The 20,085-nt window shown below is 42.7% G+C and carries 21 protein-coding genes; 20 read left to right on the forward strand and 1 reads right to left on the reverse strand.

The window, feature by feature from the left end:
• Positions 1-2 precede the first annotated feature (2 nt).
• The 10 genes from CSV80_RS13225 to CSV80_RS13270 all read left to right on the forward strand — a co-directional run bounded on the left by CSV80_RS13225 (position 3) and on the right by CSV80_RS13270 (position 8,614).
• Positions 3-1,115, forward strand: a complete 1,113-nt coding sequence (locus tag CSV80_RS13225; RefSeq protein WP_099671105.1) for a prephenate dehydrogenase — start codon at positions 3-5, stop codon at positions 1,113-1,115.
• A 15-nt stretch (positions 1,116-1,130) separates the two neighbouring features.
• Positions 1,131-2,426: a 3-phosphoshikimate 1-carboxyvinyltransferase gene (aroA, locus tag CSV80_RS13230; protein WP_099671106.1), complete on the forward strand. Its 1,296-nt coding sequence runs from the start codon at positions 1,131-1,133 to the stop codon at positions 2,424-2,426.
• Between the two features lie 27 nt (positions 2,427-2,453).
• Positions 2,454-3,716 (forward strand): tetratricopeptide repeat protein, encoded by a 1,263-nt coding sequence (locus CSV80_RS13235; protein WP_099671107.1) that lies wholly within the window; start codon positions 2,454-2,456, stop codon positions 3,714-3,716.
• A gap of 1 nt (position 3,717) precedes the next feature.
• On the forward strand, positions 3,718-4,278 hold the full coding sequence (locus CSV80_RS13240) for a ReoY family proteolytic degradation factor (RefSeq protein ID WP_099671108.1): 561 nt from the start codon (positions 3,718-3,720) through the stop codon (positions 4,276-4,278).
• An 85-nt stretch (positions 4,279-4,363) separates the two neighbouring features.
• Positions 4,364-4,813 (forward strand): DUF2487 family protein, encoded by a 450-nt coding sequence (locus tag CSV80_RS13245; protein WP_029053032.1) that lies wholly within the window; start codon positions 4,364-4,366, stop codon positions 4,811-4,813.
• Positions 4,814-5,155: 342 nt separating this feature from the next.
• Positions 5,156-5,659: a Rieske (2Fe-2S) protein gene (locus CSV80_RS13250; RefSeq protein WP_083035598.1), complete on the forward strand. Its 504-nt coding sequence runs from the start codon at positions 5,156-5,158 to the stop codon at positions 5,657-5,659.
• A 22-nt stretch (positions 5,660-5,681) separates the two neighbouring features.
• Positions 5,682-6,356 carry a menaquinol-cytochrome c reductase cytochrome b subunit gene (gene qcrB, locus CSV80_RS13255; protein WP_029053030.1) on the forward strand — a complete coding sequence of 225 codons (675 nt, stop codon included), beginning with the start codon at positions 5,682-5,684 and terminating at the stop codon, positions 6,354-6,356.
• A gap of 51 nt (positions 6,357-6,407) precedes the next feature.
• Positions 6,408-7,175, forward strand: coding sequence for a menaquinol-cytochrome c reductase cytochrome b/c subunit (locus tag CSV80_RS13260; RefSeq protein WP_099671110.1), 768 nt, complete (start codon positions 6,408-6,410; stop codon positions 7,173-7,175).
• A gap of 92 nt (positions 7,176-7,267) precedes the next feature.
• The gene (lhaT, locus tag CSV80_RS13265; RefSeq protein WP_199083973.1) at positions 7,268-7,879 is read left to right on the forward strand and encodes a lipoprotein heptaprenylglyceryl N-acetyltransferase LhaT; all 612 of its coding nucleotides are present in this window, start codon (positions 7,268-7,270) and stop codon (positions 7,877-7,879) included.
• 60 nt (positions 7,880-7,939) lie between these two features.
• Positions 7,940-8,614, forward strand: a complete 675-nt coding sequence (locus CSV80_RS13270; RefSeq protein ID WP_099671111.1) for a zinc metallopeptidase — start codon at positions 7,940-7,942, stop codon at positions 8,612-8,614.
• A 44-nt stretch (positions 8,615-8,658) separates the two neighbouring features.
• Here CSV80_RS13270 and CSV80_RS13275 read toward each other — a convergent pair whose 3' ends face one another.
• Positions 8,659-9,531 carry a YitT family protein gene (locus CSV80_RS13275; protein ID WP_099671112.1) on the reverse strand — a complete coding sequence of 291 codons (873 nt, stop codon included), beginning with the start codon at positions 9,529-9,531 and terminating at the stop codon, positions 8,659-8,661.
• Positions 9,532-9,712: 181 nt separating this feature from the next.
• Here CSV80_RS13275 and CSV80_RS13280 point away from each other — a divergent pair, with 181 nt between their 5' ends.
• From CSV80_RS13280 to CSV80_RS13325, 10 genes are all read left to right on the forward strand, one after another.
• Positions 9,713-10,045, forward strand: coding sequence for a nucleotide pyrophosphohydrolase (locus tag CSV80_RS13280; RefSeq protein WP_029053025.1), 333 nt, complete (start codon positions 9,713-9,715; stop codon positions 10,043-10,045).
• Entirely contained in the window at positions 10,042-10,842 is an 801-nt protein-coding gene (gene dapB, locus CSV80_RS13285) for a 4-hydroxy-tetrahydrodipicolinate reductase (protein ID WP_099671113.1), read from the forward strand. The genes CSV80_RS13280 and dapB overlap by 4 nt, the downstream gene beginning before the upstream one ends.
• A 25-nt stretch (positions 10,843-10,867) precedes the next feature.
• Positions 10,868-12,007 (forward strand): N-acetyl-alpha-D-glucosaminyl L-malate synthase BshA, encoded by a 1,140-nt coding sequence (gene bshA, locus CSV80_RS13290; RefSeq protein ID WP_099671114.1) that lies wholly within the window; start codon positions 10,868-10,870, stop codon positions 12,005-12,007.
• Positions 12,004-13,179 carry a CCA tRNA nucleotidyltransferase gene (locus CSV80_RS13295; protein ID WP_099671115.1) on the forward strand — a complete coding sequence of 392 codons (1,176 nt, stop codon included), beginning with the start codon at positions 12,004-12,006 and terminating at the stop codon, positions 13,177-13,179. The genes bshA and CSV80_RS13295 overlap by 4 nt, the downstream gene beginning before the upstream one ends.
• A complete protein-coding gene (locus CSV80_RS13300; RefSeq protein WP_029053021.1) occupies positions 13,157-14,140 on the forward strand; it encodes a biotin--[acetyl-CoA-carboxylase] ligase in 984 nt (327 codons plus the stop codon). The genes CSV80_RS13295 and CSV80_RS13300 overlap by 23 nt, the downstream gene beginning before the upstream one ends.
• A gap of 246 nt (positions 14,141-14,386) precedes the next feature.
• Positions 14,387-15,226, forward strand: coding sequence for a 3-methyl-2-oxobutanoate hydroxymethyltransferase (gene panB, locus CSV80_RS13305; RefSeq protein WP_029053020.1), 840 nt, complete (start codon positions 14,387-14,389; stop codon positions 15,224-15,226).
• A complete protein-coding gene (gene panC / locus CSV80_RS13310) occupies positions 15,223-16,104 on the forward strand; it encodes a pantoate--beta-alanine ligase (protein ID WP_369802830.1) in 882 nt (293 codons plus the stop codon). Before panB ends, panC begins: the two co-directional genes overlap by 4 nt.
• Positions 16,097-16,480, forward strand: coding sequence for an aspartate 1-decarboxylase (gene panD, locus CSV80_RS13315; RefSeq protein WP_099671116.1), 384 nt, complete (start codon positions 16,097-16,099; stop codon positions 16,478-16,480). The genes panC and panD overlap by 8 nt, the downstream gene beginning before the upstream one ends.
• Positions 16,481-16,679: 199 nt before the next feature.
• Positions 16,680-19,505, forward strand: a complete 2,826-nt coding sequence (dinG, locus tag CSV80_RS13320; RefSeq protein ID WP_099671117.1) for an ATP-dependent DNA helicase DinG — start codon at positions 16,680-16,682, stop codon at positions 19,503-19,505.
• 72 nt (positions 19,506-19,577) lie between these two features.
• Positions 19,578-20,057, forward strand: coding sequence for a cell wall elongation regulator TseB-like domain-containing protein (locus tag CSV80_RS13325; protein WP_099671118.1), 480 nt, complete (start codon positions 19,578-19,580; stop codon positions 20,055-20,057).
• Positions 20,058-20,085: the final 28 nt, after the last annotated feature.

A 20,085-nucleotide genomic window follows, 5' to 3' on the forward strand; every position in this document is an offset into this window, starting at 1 on the left:
CAATGAAAACGACGGTAAGTATAATTGGACTTGGCTTGATCGGCGGATCACTTGGTCTAGCATTAAAACGAAATCCAGAAATTCATATTGTAGGTTTTGACCGTTCTTATGCAACTGCTGACGAAGCATTTCGTAGAGGAATCATTGATACGGTTGCCCCTTCCGCAAAATCAGCCTGTGAACAGGCTGACTTTGTTGTTTTTGCGACGCCTGTCAATACGACTGTTGCTCTATTTGAAGAAGCAGTAGACTGGGACTTCAAAGAACATGTCATTGTCTCGGATACAGGAAGTACGAAAAAACCAATTATGGATGCTGCGAAGATTTTACAAGAAAAAGGAATCACCTTCATAGGTGGTCATCCAATGGCAGGCTCTCATAAAAGTGGTGTATCCGCTGCGATGGAACATCTTTTTGAAAACGCGTATTACATTCTTACACCGAATGAATCAACGACTGAAGAACAAATCGATGTCATTGAAAAATTGTTATCTTCAACAAAAGCCAAACTGATTGTCCTCCAAGCGGAAGAACACGACCGTATGACGGCGATCATCAGCCATTTCCCACACATTGTAGCCTCTTCATTAGTCGGCCGCTTGGCTGCTCAGGAAGAACAACAACCATTTGTAAAAAAGCTGGCTGCAGGTGGATTCCGTGATTTAACACGTATCGCTTCGGCAGATCCTGTCATGTGGCGTGATATTACGATCCAAAACCGAGAAGAATTATTGTCACAAGTGGACGGTTGGCTCGACGAGATGAATACCATTCGCGCTATGCTCGAAGACAATAATCCTGAGCATATTTTTGATTTCTTTGCGCAGGCGAAAACTTACCGTGATCAACTTCCTTCTACAAATGAAGGGGCAGTTCAAGGGGCGCTCTATATGACGTTTGATTTACACATCGATGTACCGGATCATCCGGGTGTCATTTCTGAAATCACAAAAATTCTTGCAGAGGCCAATATTAGTTTAACCAATATACGTATCGTGGAAACACGTACAGATGTGTACGGTATTTTAGTTGTCAGCTTCCAGTCAGCTACTGAACGTAAGAGAGCTCGTCAAGTATTGACAGCAGAAACTGACTACTCGATGCACGTACTTTAAGAGGGGGAGAGCGTAATGTCAGAACAACAGACGGTTTCATTTGAAAAGCCGGTTCTTCGCGGCGCTTTACAAGTACCTGGAGATAAATCAATTTCCCACCGTGCGGTTATGTTGGGATCCATTGCGAAAGGCAAAACAACCATCAGTGGATTTTTGCATGGTGAAGATTGTTTGAGCACAATTGAAATGTTTAAACAGCTAGGGGTAAAGATTACTCGTAACGGAACAGATGTGACTGTAGAAAGTCCTGGCATCGCGAACTGGCAGACGCCCACTGAAGCACTTGACGCGGGTAACTCGGGAACGACTGCGCGTTTAATGCTAGGCATTTTATCCGGTTCTTCCGTAACGTCTGAAATGTGCGGAGATCAATATTTGTCTAAGCGTCCAATGAAACGCGTGACGAACCCTTTAGAACAAATGGGTGCAGACATCACGAGCAATGGACCAGCTGATTATTTACCACTGACAGTCACCGGGAAAACGTTGCATGCAATCGACTATTTAATGCCGGTTGCTAGTGCTCAAGTAAAGTCTGCTGTATTACTTGCCGGTCTTCAAGCGCAGGGCACTACGTCCGTTACAGAAATAGCTGTATCGCGGGATCACACGGAACGTATGCTTATACAGTTTGGTGCGAAGCTAGAACAACAAGATCAAGTAATCCGGATCGAAGGCGGTCAGCAACTGACTGGAACAGATGTTGTCGTACCAGGAGACATTTCCTCTGCTGCATTTTTCATGGTAGCGACGGCATTAGTTGAAAACAGCGATGTGTCGTTCCTGAAAGTTGGATTGAACCCTACTCGAACAGGTATACTAGATGTACTAGAAGCGATGGGTGTAGAAACTGAAATTTCAGATGAACAAGGGTTTTCGGGTGAGCGTTATGGCACTGTACGAATAAGGCATTCGAAATTGCGAGGAACCGAAATCGGCGGTGATGTGATTCCAAGATTGATCGATGAACTTCCTGTGCTTGCTTTATTGGCAACACAAGCAGATGGAAAGACCATCATTAAAGATGCAGAAGAACTTCGTGTCAAAGAGACGGATCGTATTGAGGCAGTCGCTACGGAATTACGGAAACTCGGAGCGGATATCGAGACCACACCGGATGGCATGATTATTAATGGGCCGACACCACTAACGGGTGCCACACTTCAATCATACGGTGACCACCGTTTAGGCATGATGGCTGCGGTAGCGGGATTGATTACATCAAGTCCTGTTCAAATCGACAATCCATCTTGTATCGCGATTTCTTATCCACACTTTTTCGAAGATCTATCGGAGCTAGTCAATCAATAAAGTAGAATAGAAAGCTCAGGTGAAAAAATGAATGTATTGCAGGAATTAGAGCAAATCGTACTCGATGGAGATGTAGATGCTCTACAAGATAAAATACAGAAACTGCAAGCTGCTAACGACTATGACGCATTGTACAATGTCGCAAATCTATTGATCGACTATGGATTCATTGGACAAGCTGACGAGATATTCTCTCAGTTGATGCAAGTATTCCCTGATGAAGCCCAGTTGAAAATAGATCGCGCCGCAGCTTTACTGGAACTTGGTGAAGAGGACGAAGCCTTATTATTACTGACGGATGTTTCACCGGACGAAGAAGAGTATGTACAAGCTTTGCTTGCACAAGCGGATTATTATCAAATGCTCGGACTTGCCGAAACAGCATTATCTAAAGTGCGTGAAGCAGCAACATTGGCTCCACACGAACCCGTCATCCAACTTGCACAAGCAGAACTGCTATTGGAGTCAGGAAGATACAGTGAGGCTGTGAGGATTTATGAGAAGCTTCACGAGACAACTGAAGAGATCGCAGGCGTTCGACTGTCCTCACGACTTGCGGAAGCGTACAGTGCAGGAGCCGCGTATGAGGAAGCCATTCCTTTCTATGAGGCATTACTTGAGAAAGAAGCGAACCCTGAAGAATTGTTTGGATTAGGATTGGCATACTATCAAACTGCACGCTACTCGGAAGCGGTCACACGTCTTGAGCAATTGTTAGAAATGGATCCAGATTATTTCTCCGCTTATATGCTTGCAGGACAAAGCTATGCGCAACAAAATGAAGACGACAAAGCGTTAGAGCTTTTCAAAAAAGGTATTGAACGTGATGAGTTCGATAAAGAATTACAGCTAGCGGCAGGGAAATCTGCTTTGAAACTGCAAATGCCACAACAAGCAGAAGAACACTTAAAAGAAGCGCTCGTTTTAGATCCGGAGTATATCGATGCACTTATAACGCTTGCTTCGGTGTATGAAAAACAAGAAGAAGACGAAGCGTTAATTGATTTGCTGACGTACTCTGAAGTAGATCAATTAGAAATCCCTTTACTTCATGCTTTTCTTGCATACGCCTATGAACGTGTAGAAGATTACGAAAAAGCGTATGAAATGTATTTCAAAGCATATGATGGGATGAACGAGGATGCTGCGTTCTTAGATCAATATGCACGATTCTTGCTAGAAGAAGGTAAGCGCGATGAAGCGTTATCAATCATTCAGCAATTAGTAAGAATCGCCCCGCATGAAGAGGAATGGACAGCATTCATCGCGCAATCTGAAGAGGAGGGGTAAGATGAAGGCCATGGTTCCTGTAGCTGCCAAGAAAGAATTTTTAAGGTGGTTTTTAAAGCGCTATCGATTAAAGCGGCGGGAATGTGTATGGATTTTAAATTATCTTCTCAGCAACGAACATTTATTAACGAATGTTCATTTTACAAATGAAGCTCATCACTGTCCGCGCTCCATGATCATTTCAACTACAGAGGTCGACAGTATACCTTTTCGTTTCTACAAGGGTAATTTGATGACAGCTGATGCGGAAAAGTCATTTCATGATCTCAGACTGCATCCTGACGAGGATATGTTCATCCAACTGAATTTCAAACACAGCAACAAATGTCCTGAGTACGCGAGTGTGGCGGAAGAGAATCCCTATTTGCCGGAAGATCTGTTGAAGAAAAAGAAAGATCAACAAATAGCGGAAAAGCTATTGGAAGAGAGCTTCACATTAACGACGAATGACATGTTGCTGAAGAGGATTGATGAAGCGCTGGATAACGGTGACCGTGAGCTGTTCATTAGCCTGACAGCTATGTTGAATGAGATGAAAAAAGATAAGGACATTAGCCAATGATTTCGCCCTTCGCGGTGGAATCATTGGTTTGCGTTGTGCGAAAATATAGGATAAACTTTATTGAATGACGCAAGGAGGAATGACAATGAACTGGGTTCCGAAAGATGTTGATACGTATATAAATCAGAAAGAATATATTGATACTGTCGTTGTGCCTTTAATAGCTATAGACACACGACCTGAAACGATGAAAAACAGCGCTTCCTCTTCTGAGTTTTTGATGAATCTGTCGATGTTCATAGAAAAGCAATTTAAAGGGCGTATGATGTTCATGCCGCCTGTTTCCTACACGCAGTCAACAGACTTGCAGCAAATGGCGGACACGTTGTCAGAGGATCTGAAGAAGTCCTCCTTTACGCATGTCTTCTATCTTACGACGGATGCTAAGTGGACGAGCGTGACGGTGGAAGGTAAAGTCGTCTGGCTGCCGTCGATCCCTCTAGAAACGATGGACAACCATCTACGCCAGACCATCATGGAAGACCAGCTACGGCAAGTCCTAACACACTTTATGGAAAGTTGGAACGTGCAGTAAAATGTTGATTCGTATTGGGTAGGTGATTGGCGCTACGGAAGTTCCTGTTGACATAAGAGCCCCATTACGTCATAGAACTTGAAGTTAATCGAGTTTCATGTCATTATCGTTACAGACGCTTTCTAAACACCGTCCGTAAAAGGGTACAAGCACTAGTTGAAACGTATTTAAAGGGAGATCGTCGTTTGTCACCAAATCTTAATATTTGTCGACAAACTTAAGTGCCTACTAAAAGCATTATTGAATTTAGCTTCATATTGATATATCATAGATATGTCCTAGTATTACAATTAGCAAAAGAATGTCCGTGGGACTGACTTTGGAGTAAGAGGAGGGAAATTACTGATGAGCAATAAAGTGTCAAGACGCACGTTCCTAAGTTATACACTAATGGGAACTGGTGGGTTCATGGCCTCTGCAATGCTGATGCCGATGATTCGTTTCGCAATTGATCCTGTACTGGCTAGTGCCGGCGGTTCGGATATGATTCCAACACCGCAAAAAGCAGCCGATCTTACAGAAACACCGGTTCGTGTAGACTATACAATCAAAGATCGACAAGATGCATGGTATACTTCTGACGAATCTAACACGGCTTGGGTCTACAAAGAAGGCGACAAAGTCATAGCACTTTCTCCGGTCTGTAAACACTTAGGGTGTACAGTAAACTGGGAAGGCGACGAGCATAAAAACGAGTTTTTCTGCCCTTGTCACGCTGGACGTTACAAAAAAAATGGTGATAACATTCCAGGAACACCACCGCTTGGACCGCTTGATGAGTATGAAGTAGAAGTCATCGACGGATTTGTCTATCTTGGTGCAGTAATACCGAACACATTAGTCTAAAGGGTAAGGGGGTACGAACGCAGTGTTAAATAAAATTTATGATTGGGTGGATGAACGGTTAGATATCACTCCAATTTGGCGAGATATCGCTGACCACGAAGTACCTGAGCACGTAAACCCTGCACATCATTTTTCTGCATTCATCTATTGTTTCGGAGGTTTGACGTTTTTCGTAACGGTTATCCAAATCTTGTCTGGTATGTTCCTGACAATGTATTACACACCGGATATTGAAAACGCATGGAAATCAGTTTTCTACCTTCAAAACGATGTTGCATTCGGTGAACTTGTGCGAGGGATGCACCACTGGGGAGCTTCGTTAGTTATCGTAATGATGTTCCTACATACTTTACGTGTATTCTTCACAGGGTCTTATAAGAAGCCTCGTGAATTGAACTGGATCGTCGGCGTATTGATCTTCGGCGTCATGCTAGGTCTAGGTTTCACAGGCTATCTATTACCTTGGGATATGAAAGCTCTATTTGCAACAAAAGTTGGGATTGAGATTGCCGCGTCAGTACCTTTCATCGGAGAGCAGATTAAAATTCTTCTCGCGGGTGATTCTACGATTCTAGGTGCACAGACGTTAACGAGATTCTTCGCGATTCATGTATTTTTCCTACCGGCTGCTTTGCTTGGGTTGCTCGCAGCACACTTTATCATGATCAGAAGACAAGGTATTTCCGGACCACTATAAGAACCAATTTTTTGGTTAGGGTCATCTGAAATTTAAGAAGGAGGGAATAACATGCACCGCGGAAAAGGGATGAAATTTGTCGGGGATTCGCGCATCAAGGCTTCAGGCAAGATGTCGAATACACCCAAAGATTACTCAGAATATCCGGGTAAAACCGAAGCGTTCTGGCCAAACTTTCTATTGAAAGAGTGGATGGTTGGAGCGGTCTTCTTGATCGGTTACCTAATTGTCACACTTGCACACCCGTCACCGCTTGAGCGTCAAGCGGACCCGACGGATACAATGTATATACCGATACCAGACTGGTATTTCTTATTCATGTATCAATTATTAAAATATGAATTCGCATCCGGTCCTTATAACGTGATTGGTGCGATCGTCATTCCAGGATTGGCATTTATGGCATTAATGCTAGTTCCTTTCATGGATACAACAAAGGAAAGACGTCCGTTTAAACGTCCGTTGCCAACAGGCTTCATGATTCTTTCATTCTTAGCGATCTTCTACTTGACTTGGGAATCAGTCGAAAATCACGACTGGGAAGCAGCAAAAGTTCAAGGTGCTATTGTGGACGAAGTAGAATATGATGAAACAGCTGAAGGGTATGAGATTTATCAGGGCTCTTCCTGTATTGGTTGTCACGGTGACTCCTTCCAAGGTGGACTGGGATTACCGTTAACTAACACAGGTATGACACCTGAAGAAATCATCGAAATCGCTCATGATGGCCGAGGTACAATGCCTGCTGGTACATGGGAAGGTTCAGATGAGGATCTTCAAGTACTTGCTGAATTTATAGCTGAGCTAGAAACGAAGTAAGAAAAAAGAGTCAGGAAACTGACTCTTTTTTTCTATATATTTATCTATAACTAAACTATACATAAAAGTAGTATATTCCGATGGAAGTGGTGATGTTTTTGCGAATGTTATGGGCACAAATCTGGATAATCCTTTCACATAAATCATTCTTATGGATTCTTCTTTTTATAAATATAGTAGGCTCGGTCTACGGATATGATTGGTATATGTGGCAACTGGAAATCACCGAACCGAAATTCTGGATTTTCGTACCGGATAGTCCTACAGCTACTTTGTTCTTTTGTATCGCTATAATAGGATGGCTACTCAATCGAAACTTCAAATTGATGGAAGCTCTTGCACTCATCACGTTAGTAAAGTATGGCTTATGGGCTGTTGCTATGAATGTATTGACACTCGTTGTAACGGGTTCAATCGGCTGGGTAGGCTGGATGTTGATTGGCTCTCACTTCGCGATGGCATTGCAAGGAATCTTGTACTTGCCAAAGTATAAGTTCACAGCTTGGCATATTACGATTGCCGCAATTTGGACACTTCATAACGATGTCATCGATTATGTTTTCGGACAAATGCCGATCTACCATGACCTGACGCAATTCAGTCCCCAAATCGGTTATTTCACATTTTGGTTATCCATTGCTTGTATTGCCATTGCCATGTGGAATTATAGGTCAAGACGGGATGTACGGGCGTTAAAAGCGTAGTTATTAGTTGCAGTTAGTAAGTAAACATTATAAAATTAAGGGTAGAGAGAAAGGGGAGAGATAGACGTGTTCTGGATTTACTTTGGTGTGATTTTATTGCTTCCTATCTATGCGCAATTTAAAGTGAAAAGCACATATAAAAAGTATTCAAAGATTCGTTCTACTTCTGGGATGACCGGCGCTCAAGTAGCGAGACTCATTCTGGATCAAAATGGTTTACACGATGTAAAAGTTGTGGAAAGCCAAGGATTCTTAACGGATCACTACAATCCATTGACAAAAATCGTGGCATTGTCCACAAGTAACTACCACGAATCATCTGTAGCAGGTACAGCAGTAGCGGCGCACGAAGTTGGCCACGCTATTCAAGACAAAGAAGCATATTCATTCTTGCGTTTCCGCCACAGATTGGCGCCCGTCGCAAGTATAACTTCTAACGCATCATGGGTATTCATCATGATCGGGATCATTTTCTCTAGCATGAACTCTTTGCTAGGTATCGGGATTCTGTTGATGGCGGTTGGGGTACTATTCCAAATAGTTACATTGCCAGTAGAGTTTAACGCATCATCACGTGCGATGGATCAAATCGTTCAACTAGGCATTATCCGTAACGATGAAGAACCACAAGCGAAAAAAGTATTGAGTGCAGCCGCGATGACATATGTTGCCGCAACTGCAGTAGCTGTACTTGAACTAGTTCGTTTGATTTTAATCTTTACAAACCGCGACTAATAAAGAAGAAAAATCCTTCTGCTCACATGGGCAGAAGGATTTTTTTAATCAACGATAGGCCGCTTTTGTTCATCCAATGTAAATCCTTCACCCATTACATCATGTACTTCCATCATGGAGACGAATGCTTCGGGATCTACAGAGGTGATGAGATTTTTCAATCGAATCATTTCATTTTTTCCGACTACGCAATAAAGTATTTCGCGATCTTCTTTAGAAAAATGCCCGTATCCTTTGAATACAGTCACGCCTCTTTCCATTGAATCTGCAATTTTACTAGCGATTTCATCCGGGGAGTTCGTAACGATGAATGCACCTCTCGCAGAGTAGGCTCCTTCCTGTACGAAATCAATGACACGTGCGCCGACGAATAACGCTACCAATGTATACATCATCGAGCGGTAATCCAAATAGACAGCCCATGATAATAAAATGATCGCGGCATCAAACACAAACATCGTTTTCCCCATCGTAACTCCATATTTCTTATGCACGAGTCTCGCAATAATATCAGAGCCGCCTGTCGTCCCGCCGCTTCTAAATATAATACCTAATCCGACACCAATGAATACGCCGGCAAACAATGCCACTAGGAACAAATCGCCTTCCATATGGATATTCGCTTGATACTTCATGAAGAGTTTAATGAAAATCGACACGGCCACAGTACCAATGACGGTATATATGAAAGAGCGTCTGCCAAGCATCTTCCATCCTATTAAAAACATTGGGATATTCAGCAATAAGTTCAGTAAAGCAGGGTCCCAATTAAAAGCAAACAGCAAGATTAAGGTAATCCCAGTAAACCCGCCTTCTGCCAGTTCATGCTGAATCGTAAAGTTCACGAGTCCGAAACTAAATAACGCAGCACCGAACATAATCAATAAAATATTACGTACACGAATTCCAGCGAACAAACACAAAACTCCTCCCGTTAATCAATTCTTGATGTAATTGAGCTTCTCGTTCTATGTAGCATGTCCCATGTATGCGCGTATTATCATTCAACGATACGTGCAATATACATAGTATGTGCTAAATATTATATTTTGACAATAGCCAGAAGAATGCATACGATAGGAAGGGGAGTTGATTGCGATGACTAAAACGATGGAACAATTGCAACAAGATGTGGACACATACATAACTGGCTTTAAAGAAGGATACTTTCCTCCGATGGAACTTATCGCACGGCTGACAGAAGAGTTAGGGGAACTATCCCGTGAAGTGCAGGATCGCTACGGTATGAAGAAGAAAAAATCTACTGAAGCCGTACGAACTTTGGAGGAAGAGACGGGTGATCTATTATTTGTCCTCATCTGTTTTGCTAACTCACAACAAATCGATTTATCGGAAGCGCTTGATACTGTATTGACTAAATTCAACACAAGAGATAAAGACCGCTGGACGAAAAAGGAGGAAAAAGAATGACGATTAAATTAGCGATAGCAGGTGCACGTGGAAGAATGGGTGGGACTGCTATAGTGGCAGGCACGGAAGCAGCAGATATTGAGATTGTAGCAGTACTTGATTATAAACATGACGGAGAATATCTACATAATGGAACCATAACGGATACAAAAGAAGGGATACCAATTTATACATCACTGGCAGCGTTGCATGCTGCACACCACCCGAATGTATTACTCGATGTGACAGATCCTGATGCGGTATTCGCTAACGCAAGCGAAGCATTGTCACTAGGTATGAACGTAGTGGTCGGAACGTCGGGATTGACTGCCGAAATGCTCACAGATTTAGAGAACCTTTCTAATGAACAGCAGAAAAGCTGTATCATTGCACCGAACTTCTCGATAGGTGCCGTTCTTATGATGAAATTTGCTCAACAAGCTGCTCGTTATTTGGGAGACGTTGAAATACTTGAAATGCACCATGATCGGAAATTAGATGCACCGTCCGGAACAGCTGTCAAAACGGCTGAGATGATCCGTGAAGTACGTGCAGCTCACATCCAAGGTCACCCAGAAGAACAAGAGACACTTAAAGGTGCACGCGGGGCAGATATTGAAGGTATGAAAATACACAGTATTCGTTTACCAGGATTACTCGCACATCAAGAAGTACTACTTGGTGGTGAAGGGGAGCTGCTCAAGATCCGTCATGATTCATTCGACCGGAAGTCCTTTATGCCGGGTATACTATTGGCGGTTCGTGAATCTGTTTCTACTCCACGATTCATCTACGGCCTTGAAAAAATTATAGATTAAACTTTTGCAGTGAGGCGGTTAATGTATGCAACAAAGAAAATTAAAAGTAGGTGTCATTTGTTATCCTTCACTCGGAGGATCAGGTGTAGTGGCAACGGAGTTAGGGCTTAAAATGGCAGCTAAAGGTCATGAGATGCATTATATTACATCGAGTAAACCATTTCGATTTTTAGATATCCATCCGAATATCCAGTTTCATGAAGTGACGATTGAAGGATATGCAGTATTCAAGTATCCTCCGTATGACATTGCCCTTGCTAACCGCATCGCACAAGTCATCCAATCGGAACAGCTGGATTTGCTGCATGTCCACTACGCAGTGCCACACGCAATTTCTGCTATTCTGGCGAAAGATATGGCGCAATCATCTATTGGTATCATCACGACCCTACATGGCACCGATGTGACGATTCTCGGTCACGACCCTGCATTAAAAAATACATTGTCCTATGGTATTAATAAATCCGATCGTGTAACGGCTGTATCTCGTTCGTTACGCAATGAAACGATCGAGTTGTTGCAACCGACGACAGAAATTCGAACAATTTATAACTTCATCGATGAAGAAAAGTATTTTCCACGTGAAGTGGGACACCTTCGGGAAGAACTCGGCATTGCCCCAGATGAAAAAGTCCTAATCCATATATCTAATTTTCGTAAAGTCAAACGTATTCCCGATATTATTGAAAGCTTCCGTTTGCTGGATCAGCGACATAAAGCGAAATTGTTGTTAGTGGGTGAAGGCCCGGAGAAATTTTATTTGGAGAAATATGTTAAGGATAATGGATTGCAAGACCATATTTTTTTCTTAGGGAAACGTGATGACCTACCTGAATTATTATCGATCAGTGATGTAATGTTGCTGCTTTCTGAAAAAGAAGCATTCGGTCTCGTGTTGCTTGAAGCTTTTGCTTGTGGAGTGCCAGCTGTAGCAAATGCGATCGGTGGGATTCCAGAAGTTGTGGAAGACGGGGTCAACGGATTTTTAGTAGAACTAGGCGATGTACAAGCCGTCGCTGATCGTGTGACACAGCTGCTGAATGATTCCCATTTGCATCAACAAATGAAAAAAAATGCTATGCGAACGGTACAAAAAGAATTCAGTTCCGAATCAATCGTAGCGCAATATGAAGAATTATATTATGAAGTGGCGGCGATGAAATGACAACTTCATTCGGTTCAGCAGCGAGCCGGCAAGTAATTATAGAATTGCACGCGGCAGGCTATGAAGCCGTCTTTGTTGGCGGTGCAGTTCGTGACGCTAAGCTTGGTAAAAAACCGTTGGATATAGACATTGCAACTTCCGCCACACCACCTCAAGTCAAAGAAGTGTTTAGACACACAATTGATATAGGCATTGAACACGGTACGATTCTTGTGCTGATGCATGGTGAGCCGATTGAAGTGACGACATACCGTACAGAAGCTACATACAGCGACCTTCGTCATCCCGTCGTACCATCATTACAAGCGGATTTGCCACACCGTGACTTTACGATCAATGCACTCGCTATGACCGTGGACGGAGAATTGATTGATGTATTTGATGGACTGAAAGATTTGAGGCAAAAGATCATTCGCTCCGTCGGAAACCCTGGAGAACGTTTGAAGGAAGATCCACTGCGTATTTTCCGTGCTTTGCGTTTTTCCTCTGTCCTGAATTTTGAAATTGAGTCAGAGACATTGCATACGATGGAAACATTGGCTCCTTCGTTGCGTCATGTTGCGATTGAACGGATCAAAACAGAAATGGATAAATTGTTTCAAGGGCAGAATCCTTCTCGAGCGTTTCATTACGGACGTGAAATTGGTTTGCCAGAACGGTTTCCCAAGTTATTTGCAGCATTTGATTCACTGGATCGCTATACACCATTTCTTCACGCGCGCCATGGCTTCGCGGCGATGCTAGCAGTAACGGATACGACAGCAACAGAACTGGCTAGGTACTTCAAATTATCTAATGAGGAAAAACGTTTTCTGAAACAGTGTGAAGAAGCCCTCGCTATACGTACACAACGGGCGTTTGATCCATGGGATTTCTATAGCTATCCAACCGACGTACTGGAAGTAGTGGGAAAAATCTATTGCACGAATCATGAAGGTCATGATATAAGCACTCAGCAAATTGAACAATATAAAAACCAATTACCGATTTTGCAACGCACAGACTTGGCTTTCACTGGGAACGACTTATTGAAATGGTCAGGAAAAAGTGGTGGCAAATGGACAAGTGATTGGATTATGAAAATTGAACGAGCAGTTGTCTACGGACAAATTGAAAATGACGCACTGGCGATAAAGGAATGGTTTATAAATGAAATCTCCCGTGAAAAGTGAATTATTGAAACGGTTGTTTGCCGCACAAGGTGAGCCTATATCTGGACAAGATATTGCCGATGAATTCGGTCTCTCGCGCACAGCGATCTGGAAATATATTAAAGAACTTGAAGAAGAGGGCTATGAAATCGGATCGCAGCGTAAAAAAGGTTATTACTTAATCGATGCACCTGATTTAGTGAATCAAGGGAATATCACTGAATATTTAACGACCGAACGCTATGGTCGGATCATTAAATATTTCACAACTGTGCCTACTACACAGACCATTGCACATGAAGACGCGCAAAACGGAGCGCAGGATGGCACCTTGGTTATTGCAGAAGAACAGACAGCCGGCAAAGGACGTTTGGCTAGACCTTGGACGTCAAAAGCAAATCGAGGAATTTGGATGAGTCTAATCATTCGCCCTGATTTGGCACCTCAATATGCACCGCAACTGACTTTAGTTGCAGCGGTTGCAATTGTTCGAGCGATTGAAGAAGTGGCGGATATTCAACCAGTTATTAAGTGGCCAAATGATATTTTAATCAATGGCAAAAAGGTGACAGGTATCCTAACAGAGCTTCAGTCCGATCCCGACCGCGTCAAAGCAATTATCTTAGGGATGGGGATCAACGCCAATCAGCAGCAGTCTGATTTCCCTGAAGAACTACAAATGATTGCGACTTCATTACGCATTGAAAAAGGGGAAATGATTGACCGTGCACAATTAGTGGCAGCCATTCTTAAGTATCTTGAACAATATACAGATTTATATGTCGAAAAAGGATTTGCGCCGATTAAAATTTTATGGGAGAGCTATGCTGCGATAACGGGTAAGAACATCAAGGCGAGCATGGTCCATGAAACGGTTGAAGGTATTGCACTTGGTATTTCCCATGATGGTATGCTAGAACTACAACTTGCAGACGGCACTGTACGTGGAATTTATTCCGCAGACATTGAAATTAAGAATTAAAACTATACATAAACTTACTGTTTTGATATAGTGTACGCATAGGGCGGTATCGACTTGAGAGCTGCACCTGTTTGGCAAATGAATAATATACAAGTTCTGCCTTGATCTATTTAGACAGGGACGGAGGAAGCATGATGAAACGCTTACGCAACCCTTCTGTCCAAATTTGGATCAGTAGGGTTTTATTTTTGGTTTTTTTGCCTACCAAACGCCTGCTGAAATCAGACGTAAAGGAGAAGATGAACAATGAAATCTACAACAGATTTTTCGAAAATGAAAGCAAACGGTGAAAAAATCAGTATGTTGACCGCGTATGATTATCCGACAGCGCAAATTGCAGAACAAGCGGAAATTGATGTACTTCTTGTCGGAGATTCTCTTGGTATGGTGGTGCTAGGCTATGATTCTACAGCACATGTAACGCTTGATGAAATGAGTCACCACGGTAAAGCGGTTCGACGAGGCGCGAAAGATACTTTCGTTATCGTAGACATGCCATTTGGTACGTATCACGGATCTGCTGATACCACGTTACAGAATGCTCTACGTTTATTCCAGGAAACTTCTGCGAATGCACTGAAAGTCGAAGGCAGTGGAGCAGTTATCGATAAAATCAAGTTGATGACGACAGCTGGCATGCCGGTATGTGCCCACTTAGGATTGCTTCCGCAGTCAGCTGGAGTTAGTGGCGGATATAAAGTACAAGGGAAAACGGCAGCTGCAGCTAAACAGTTGATTGAAGATGCTAAAGCTTGTGAAGCGGCGGGTGCGTTTATGATTGTACTGGAATGTATTCCTTTCCAATTGGCGAGAGAAGTTGCGGAGGCGGTATCTATTCCTATCATCGGAATCGGTGCGGGTGCTGAAGCAGACGGCCAAGTACTTGTATTCCACGATATGGTGCGCTACGGCAATCATAAACTACCGAAATTCGTCGAAAGCTACGCGGAAGTAGGTAAAGATATTGAAGGTGCGATGAGACTTTATAATTTGGCAGTTAAGGACGGATCGTTCCCTTCTGAAAGCCATCGCTTTACGATGAAGGAAGAAGAACTCGAAGCATTGTACGGAGGCAAGACGCTATGAATGCTAGTGCCACCATGCAAATTGTCCGGTCGATCGCCGAATTGAAAAATATTCTAAATCCAAGAAAACGTGAAGGACGCACTGTAGGTTTCGTACCGACAATGGGCTTCCTTCATGAAGGTCATATGGAATTGGTAGAAGAAGCTAGAAGAGACCATGATATTGTCGTCATGAGTATTTTCGTCAATCCTGCACAGTTCGGCCCGGGAGAAGATTACGAAGCATATCCACGCGATGAGCAACATGACGCAGAATTGGCTTCCACAGCAGGAGTCGACTATTTATTTATCCCTTCTGTCGATGAAATGTATCCTCGCAAGAGCGGCATTAGTATTTTGCCTGGCGAACAAGCAGCACGTCTTTGCGGAGCTTCAAGACCAGGGCATTTCGACGGAGTGTTGAAAGTGCTGTTGAAGTTATTCAGCATTGTTGATCCGGATGAATCGTATTTTGGAATGAAAGACGCGCAGCAACTAGCGATTATTGAAACGTTTGTACAAGACTTTAATCTCCGCACATCCATCGCACGTGTACCTACTGTGCGTGAAGAAGACGGGCTTGCGAAAAGCTCACGTAATGTGCGATTACTTGAACATGAACGAAATGAAGCGAGTGCAATCTATCGTGCACTCTCTCAGGGGAAACGCAGTTATTATGAAGGCGTTCCACTGCAAGAAGTAGCGAAGATTGTGCGCAAAGCGATTGAAGAAGAAACATCCGGTACAATTGATTATGTCGACGTACTTGCGTATCCGTCATTGGAAGAGAGTATCGATGATACTGATGAAGTAATCTTGGCAGCAGCAGTACAATTTACTCACGCAAGATTGATAGATAATATTATTATGTCAACTATAAAGGATGAGAAAAATGTTTAGAATGATGATGAATGGAAAATTACACCGTGCTACTGTTACGGAAGCCAATTTGAATTACGTAGGGAGCATTACAATCGACGGAGCGCTATTAGAGGCTGCCGGAATGTTGCCGAATGAGAAGGTGCAGATCGTCAATAATAATAACGGTGCACGCTTCGAAACGTATATTATCGAAGGAGATCCAGGCAGTGGAGTAATTTGTGTCAATGGAGCTGCAGCACGTCTCGTGCAGCCGGGTGACATTGTTATCATTCTTTCTTATGCGTACGTGTCAGATGAAGAGGCTCGTACTCATCAGCCGACTGTGTTGATCATGGATGAGCAGAATGGTGTGAAGGAAGTTATCACGGAAAAGCCAGGCGTCGCTATATTCTAAAGAGTACTGAACCCCCATTTGAGAGTTATTCAAATGGGGGTTTGTTTATTGAAAACATGGAATAGGCTGTTGGGGTGGGAATTGGCGCATCGGAGGGGACGCAAAAGTGTCTCCAGCTGGTGCTTCGATCCCGAACCACTTTCCAACTAGCCCTTTCTTTTTTTCTTCCCATTAACGCCGATGCAAGACGTGAGTCGTCATGGTAAGTGTGATACAATTTGCATTAGAAACCAAAGAGGAAGTTGATGATGGTATGTCTACAAGCAAATATGCAGTTGTCGATTTGGAAACAACTGGTCATTCGCCTTCAAATGGGGATCGGATCATTCAAATTGCGATTGTTTTTATTGAGAATAATAAAATAATAGATACATATATGCGTTACGTGCATCCGCAGCGCCCGATTCCGCCTTTTATTCACCAACTGACATCCATTGGTGATGAAGAGGTGAAGGATGCTGCTCCTTTTGAAAAGATTGCAGAAGAAGTGGCGGATTTGCTTGCGGGATGTATTTTTGTCGCGCACAATACAGATTTTGACGTATCATTTCTACAAAAAGAATTGGTTCGTTGTGGTGTGTCAAAATGGCATGGCAAGACAATTGATACGGTAGAACTGGCAAAGATTATGTATCCTACTTTATCTGGCTATCGTTTGCAGGATATTGCCGAATCATTAAATATTTCGCTAAAGCAGGCACACCGAGCGGACGATGATGCAGAAGCGACCGCGTTATTTTTGTTGAAGGCTATTGAGAAAATCAAAACCTTACCTAAAGAAACGCTAAATCGTATGCATGAGCGTTCATTCGCAATGAAATCGGATGTATCGACATTATTTTATGAAGCGCTTAAGCATGTACGTGGAAAGGAAACGTCCAATGACTATGCGCTATTTCGTGGAATCCCGTATTTGAAATCAAAACCAACCACTACATCATGGCCGGAACCGATAGAATTTCCTGCAGATAATATGGCGAAAGATCGCATCATGCAGAAAATTCATCCGTCTTATCACGTTAGAGAAGGCCAAGCACAGTTAATGGATTTGACATGGCAAGCTTTTGTTGAGAAGAAGCAAATCGCTGTGGAGATTCCAACAGGCGCTGGCAAGACGATCGGTTATTTAGTGCCTGCTTTAATTCGCGCATATGAAACGAAGCAGCCTGTTGTCATTAGTACGTATACGAACCACTTGGTCGACACACTTGCAGAAGAAGTCCAGAAGCTTGAAAAAGCTTTGCAAATGACCATTCCAACGACTGTTGTTAAAGGCATGGCGAATTATATTTCATTCGGGAAATTTGAGGAACTCTTGCATTTTAATGATGAAGTGTATGACGATTCGATCACCATCATGCAGTTATTGGTTTGGTTAACAGAAACGACTACGGGTGATTTAGACGAGGTCAATGTATCAGGTGGCGGTCAGCTGTTTATCGACCGCATTCGTAAGCGTTCGATGCGGGTGAAGAAGGACGAACGAGTGGCGGACTTTTATACGCATACATTAAAGAACTGTCAGCAGTCGATGGTGCTATTAACGAATCATTCGATGTTGGTGAACGACCAGCAACGTTATGATCCGTTGTTTCATTCGATCAGTGGGTTAGTGATCGATGAAGCCCACCAAATGAATCAAGCGGCAATTCGGACGCACCAACAAGTGTTTTCCTATACAAAATGGAAATATGTAATGAGTCAGTTGAACGGCTTAAGTAGCTGCCAACTATTGTTTGATATTCAGGATATCTTAAAACGATTTCGTTTCAATCATAAAATTTCTACTGAACGGCTTCAACAGTCATTCAATGAATTCATGTTCGCATTCGATGAGTCAATGCTTGTACTGATGAATTCCAACTCAAATTATGACAATAAGCAGTCGACAAGAACGGTGAAGCCATTGTCCAAACGTCTGCGGTCGAATGAAATCTTCGACAAAGTGTTACGTAAGATGAATGAATATATCAGTGTAACCGAAAACTATGCAATGCCCATTCAAAATTTGTCGAATGAATTGACATTACATGAGCAAGCAGCACTAAATGAATGGTTTTATTGGGTCAATGAAATGAAAATCAAAGCTGGCGAGTGGATTGAATTATTTTTGGAACAGCCAAAATCAAACACGACCATTTGGATGGAGAAAGACAGCCGAAGTTTGCCTGGCAGTTTACAGATCAAGAAAAGTCCGGTAAACGGTTCAGAAGTGATCCGTGATTTTGTGGATACGTTTGAGGAAGAGGCAGGCATCGTCTGGACGTCGGGGACGTTAACCGCAGTGCAACAGGACCGCTTCGTACTAGACCAGGCAGGGCTACCTTCCAGCGTGCCGCTGTACACATTTGATGCTCCAGCAAACTTTTATGAAGGTGCTCATACTTTGATCGTGGAAGATATGCCTGATATTCAGCAAGTTTCAAATGAAGAGTACATCGAAGCGGTGGCAGACGCGTTAATACAAACAGCGGTTGCGATTGAAGGACGCGTGTTTGCATTGTTCTTGTCTCACGACATGTTGAAGAAAACGCATCAAGCGGTAATCGACAGCGAGTCATTACAAGAGGAATACATGCTCATTGCACAAGGTGTCAGCTCCGGCAGCCGTCATAAGTTGCTGAAGACGTTTAAACAGCAAAAGAAAGCCGTATTATTCGGCACGACAAGTTTCTGGGAAGGTGTCGATGTACCGAGTGAACAATTATCAGCAGTGGTAATCGTTCGTTTACCGTTTACTTCACCTGAGGAACCTTTATTTAAAGCTCGTTCAAAGGCTTTAGTAGCGGAGCATAAAAATGCATTCATCCATCTGGGTTTACCGGAAGCTATACTGCGTTTCAGACAGGGATTTGGTAGATTGATCCGTTCATCAGATGAACAAGGATTCTTCATCATATTGGATCGCCGCATAGATACGAAATCCTACGGTACATCCTTTTTACAGGCTTTACCTACGTCGTCAGTAAAAAAAGTATCTTTGGAAGGTCTAGTTAACGAGATCGAAAATTGTTATAATGATTGATGTACAAAAAGAAAGCAGGTTAGAAAATGAATCGAAAAAAATCAGCGGTTCATTCGATAGGAAGTGGCACTTATGCTCAATTGGATTAAGTTTCTATTCCTATTTTTACTCGCGCTCGGATTCACGATTACGTGTATCGTTTTCTATCAAGCAGAGAAACCGTTTGCTGCATCTGAAAAAGTAGCGAAAGAAGCCGTATTGGCAAATAACGTTCTTGAAAAAGTTGATAAGATGGATCATTTTCATGGGAAGACGTCATGGATTACCGTCTATGGTACAGATAAAAATAACCATGAAAAAATCATCTTTGTGGAAGAAAAGACGACGAAAATTCTGAAAGCTGTATCAATTAAAGATGGTATTACTAAGCCGAAAGCCACGGACATCGTAAAAAAAGAGAAGAACGTTAAAAAAGTCCTCAATGCCTCATTGGGTATGGAAAATGACACCCCGTTTTGGGAAGTCAGTTATCTGGATGAAGAGGATTTGTTAAACTACGCGTATCTGAATTTTGCAGATGGAAAATGGTTAAAGCGAATTTCAAAATTATAGAGAAAAATGGAATTAGGACTAAAAGGAG

This window comes from Sporosarcina sp. P12(2017), assembly GCF_002743035.1.
GTDB lineage: Bacteria > Bacillota > Bacilli > Bacillales_A > Planococcaceae > Sporosarcina > Sporosarcina ureae.

Coding starts and splice junctions, on each gene's coding strand:
- CSV80_RS13225 (WP_099671105.1), top strand. CDS start 3: ATGAAAACGACGGTAAGTATAATTGGACTTGGCTTGATCGGCGGATCA.
- aroA (WP_099671106.1), top strand. CDS start 1,131: ATGTCAGAACAACAGACGGTTTCATTTGAAAAGCCGGTTCTTCGCGGC.
- CSV80_RS13235 (WP_099671107.1), top strand. CDS start 2,454: ATGAATGTATTGCAGGAATTAGAGCAAATCGTACTCGATGGAGATGTA.
- CSV80_RS13240 (WP_099671108.1), top strand. CDS start 3,718: ATGAAGGCCATGGTTCCTGTAGCTGCCAAGAAAGAATTTTTAAGGTGG.
- CSV80_RS13245 (WP_029053032.1), top strand. CDS start 4,364: ATGAACTGGGTTCCGAAAGATGTTGATACGTATATAAATCAGAAAGAA.
- CSV80_RS13260 (WP_099671110.1), top strand. CDS start 6,408: ATGCACCGCGGAAAAGGGATGAAATTTGTCGGGGATTCGCGCATCAAG.
- lhaT (WP_199083973.1), top strand. CDS start 7,268: ATGTTTTTGCGAATGTTATGGGCACAAATCTGGATAATCCTTTCACAT.
- CSV80_RS13280 (WP_029053025.1), top strand. CDS start 9,713: ATGACTAAAACGATGGAACAATTGCAACAAGATGTGGACACATACATA.
- dapB (WP_099671113.1), top strand. CDS start 10,042: ATGACGATTAAATTAGCGATAGCAGGTGCACGTGGAAGAATGGGTGGG.
- bshA (WP_099671114.1), top strand. CDS start 10,868: ATGCAACAAAGAAAATTAAAAGTAGGTGTCATTTGTTATCCTTCACTC.
- CSV80_RS13295 (WP_099671115.1), top strand. CDS start 12,004: ATGACAACTTCATTCGGTTCAGCAGCGAGCCGGCAAGTAATTATAGAA.
- CSV80_RS13300 (WP_029053021.1), top strand. CDS start 13,157: ATGAAATCTCCCGTGAAAAGTGAATTATTGAAACGGTTGTTTGCCGCA.
- panB (WP_029053020.1), top strand. CDS start 14,387: ATGAAATCTACAACAGATTTTTCGAAAATGAAAGCAAACGGTGAAAAA.
- panC (WP_369802830.1), top strand. CDS start 15,223: ATGAATGCTAGTGCCACCATGCAAATTGTCCGGTCGATCGCCGAATTG.
- panD (WP_099671116.1), top strand. CDS start 16,097: ATGTTTAGAATGATGATGAATGGAAAATTACACCGTGCTACTGTTACG.
- dinG (WP_099671117.1), top strand. CDS start 16,680: ATGGTAAGTGTGATACAATTTGCATTAGAAACCAAAGAGGAAGTTGAT.
- CSV80_RS13325 (WP_099671118.1), top strand. CDS start 19,578: ATGCTCAATTGGATTAAGTTTCTATTCCTATTTTTACTCGCGCTCGGA.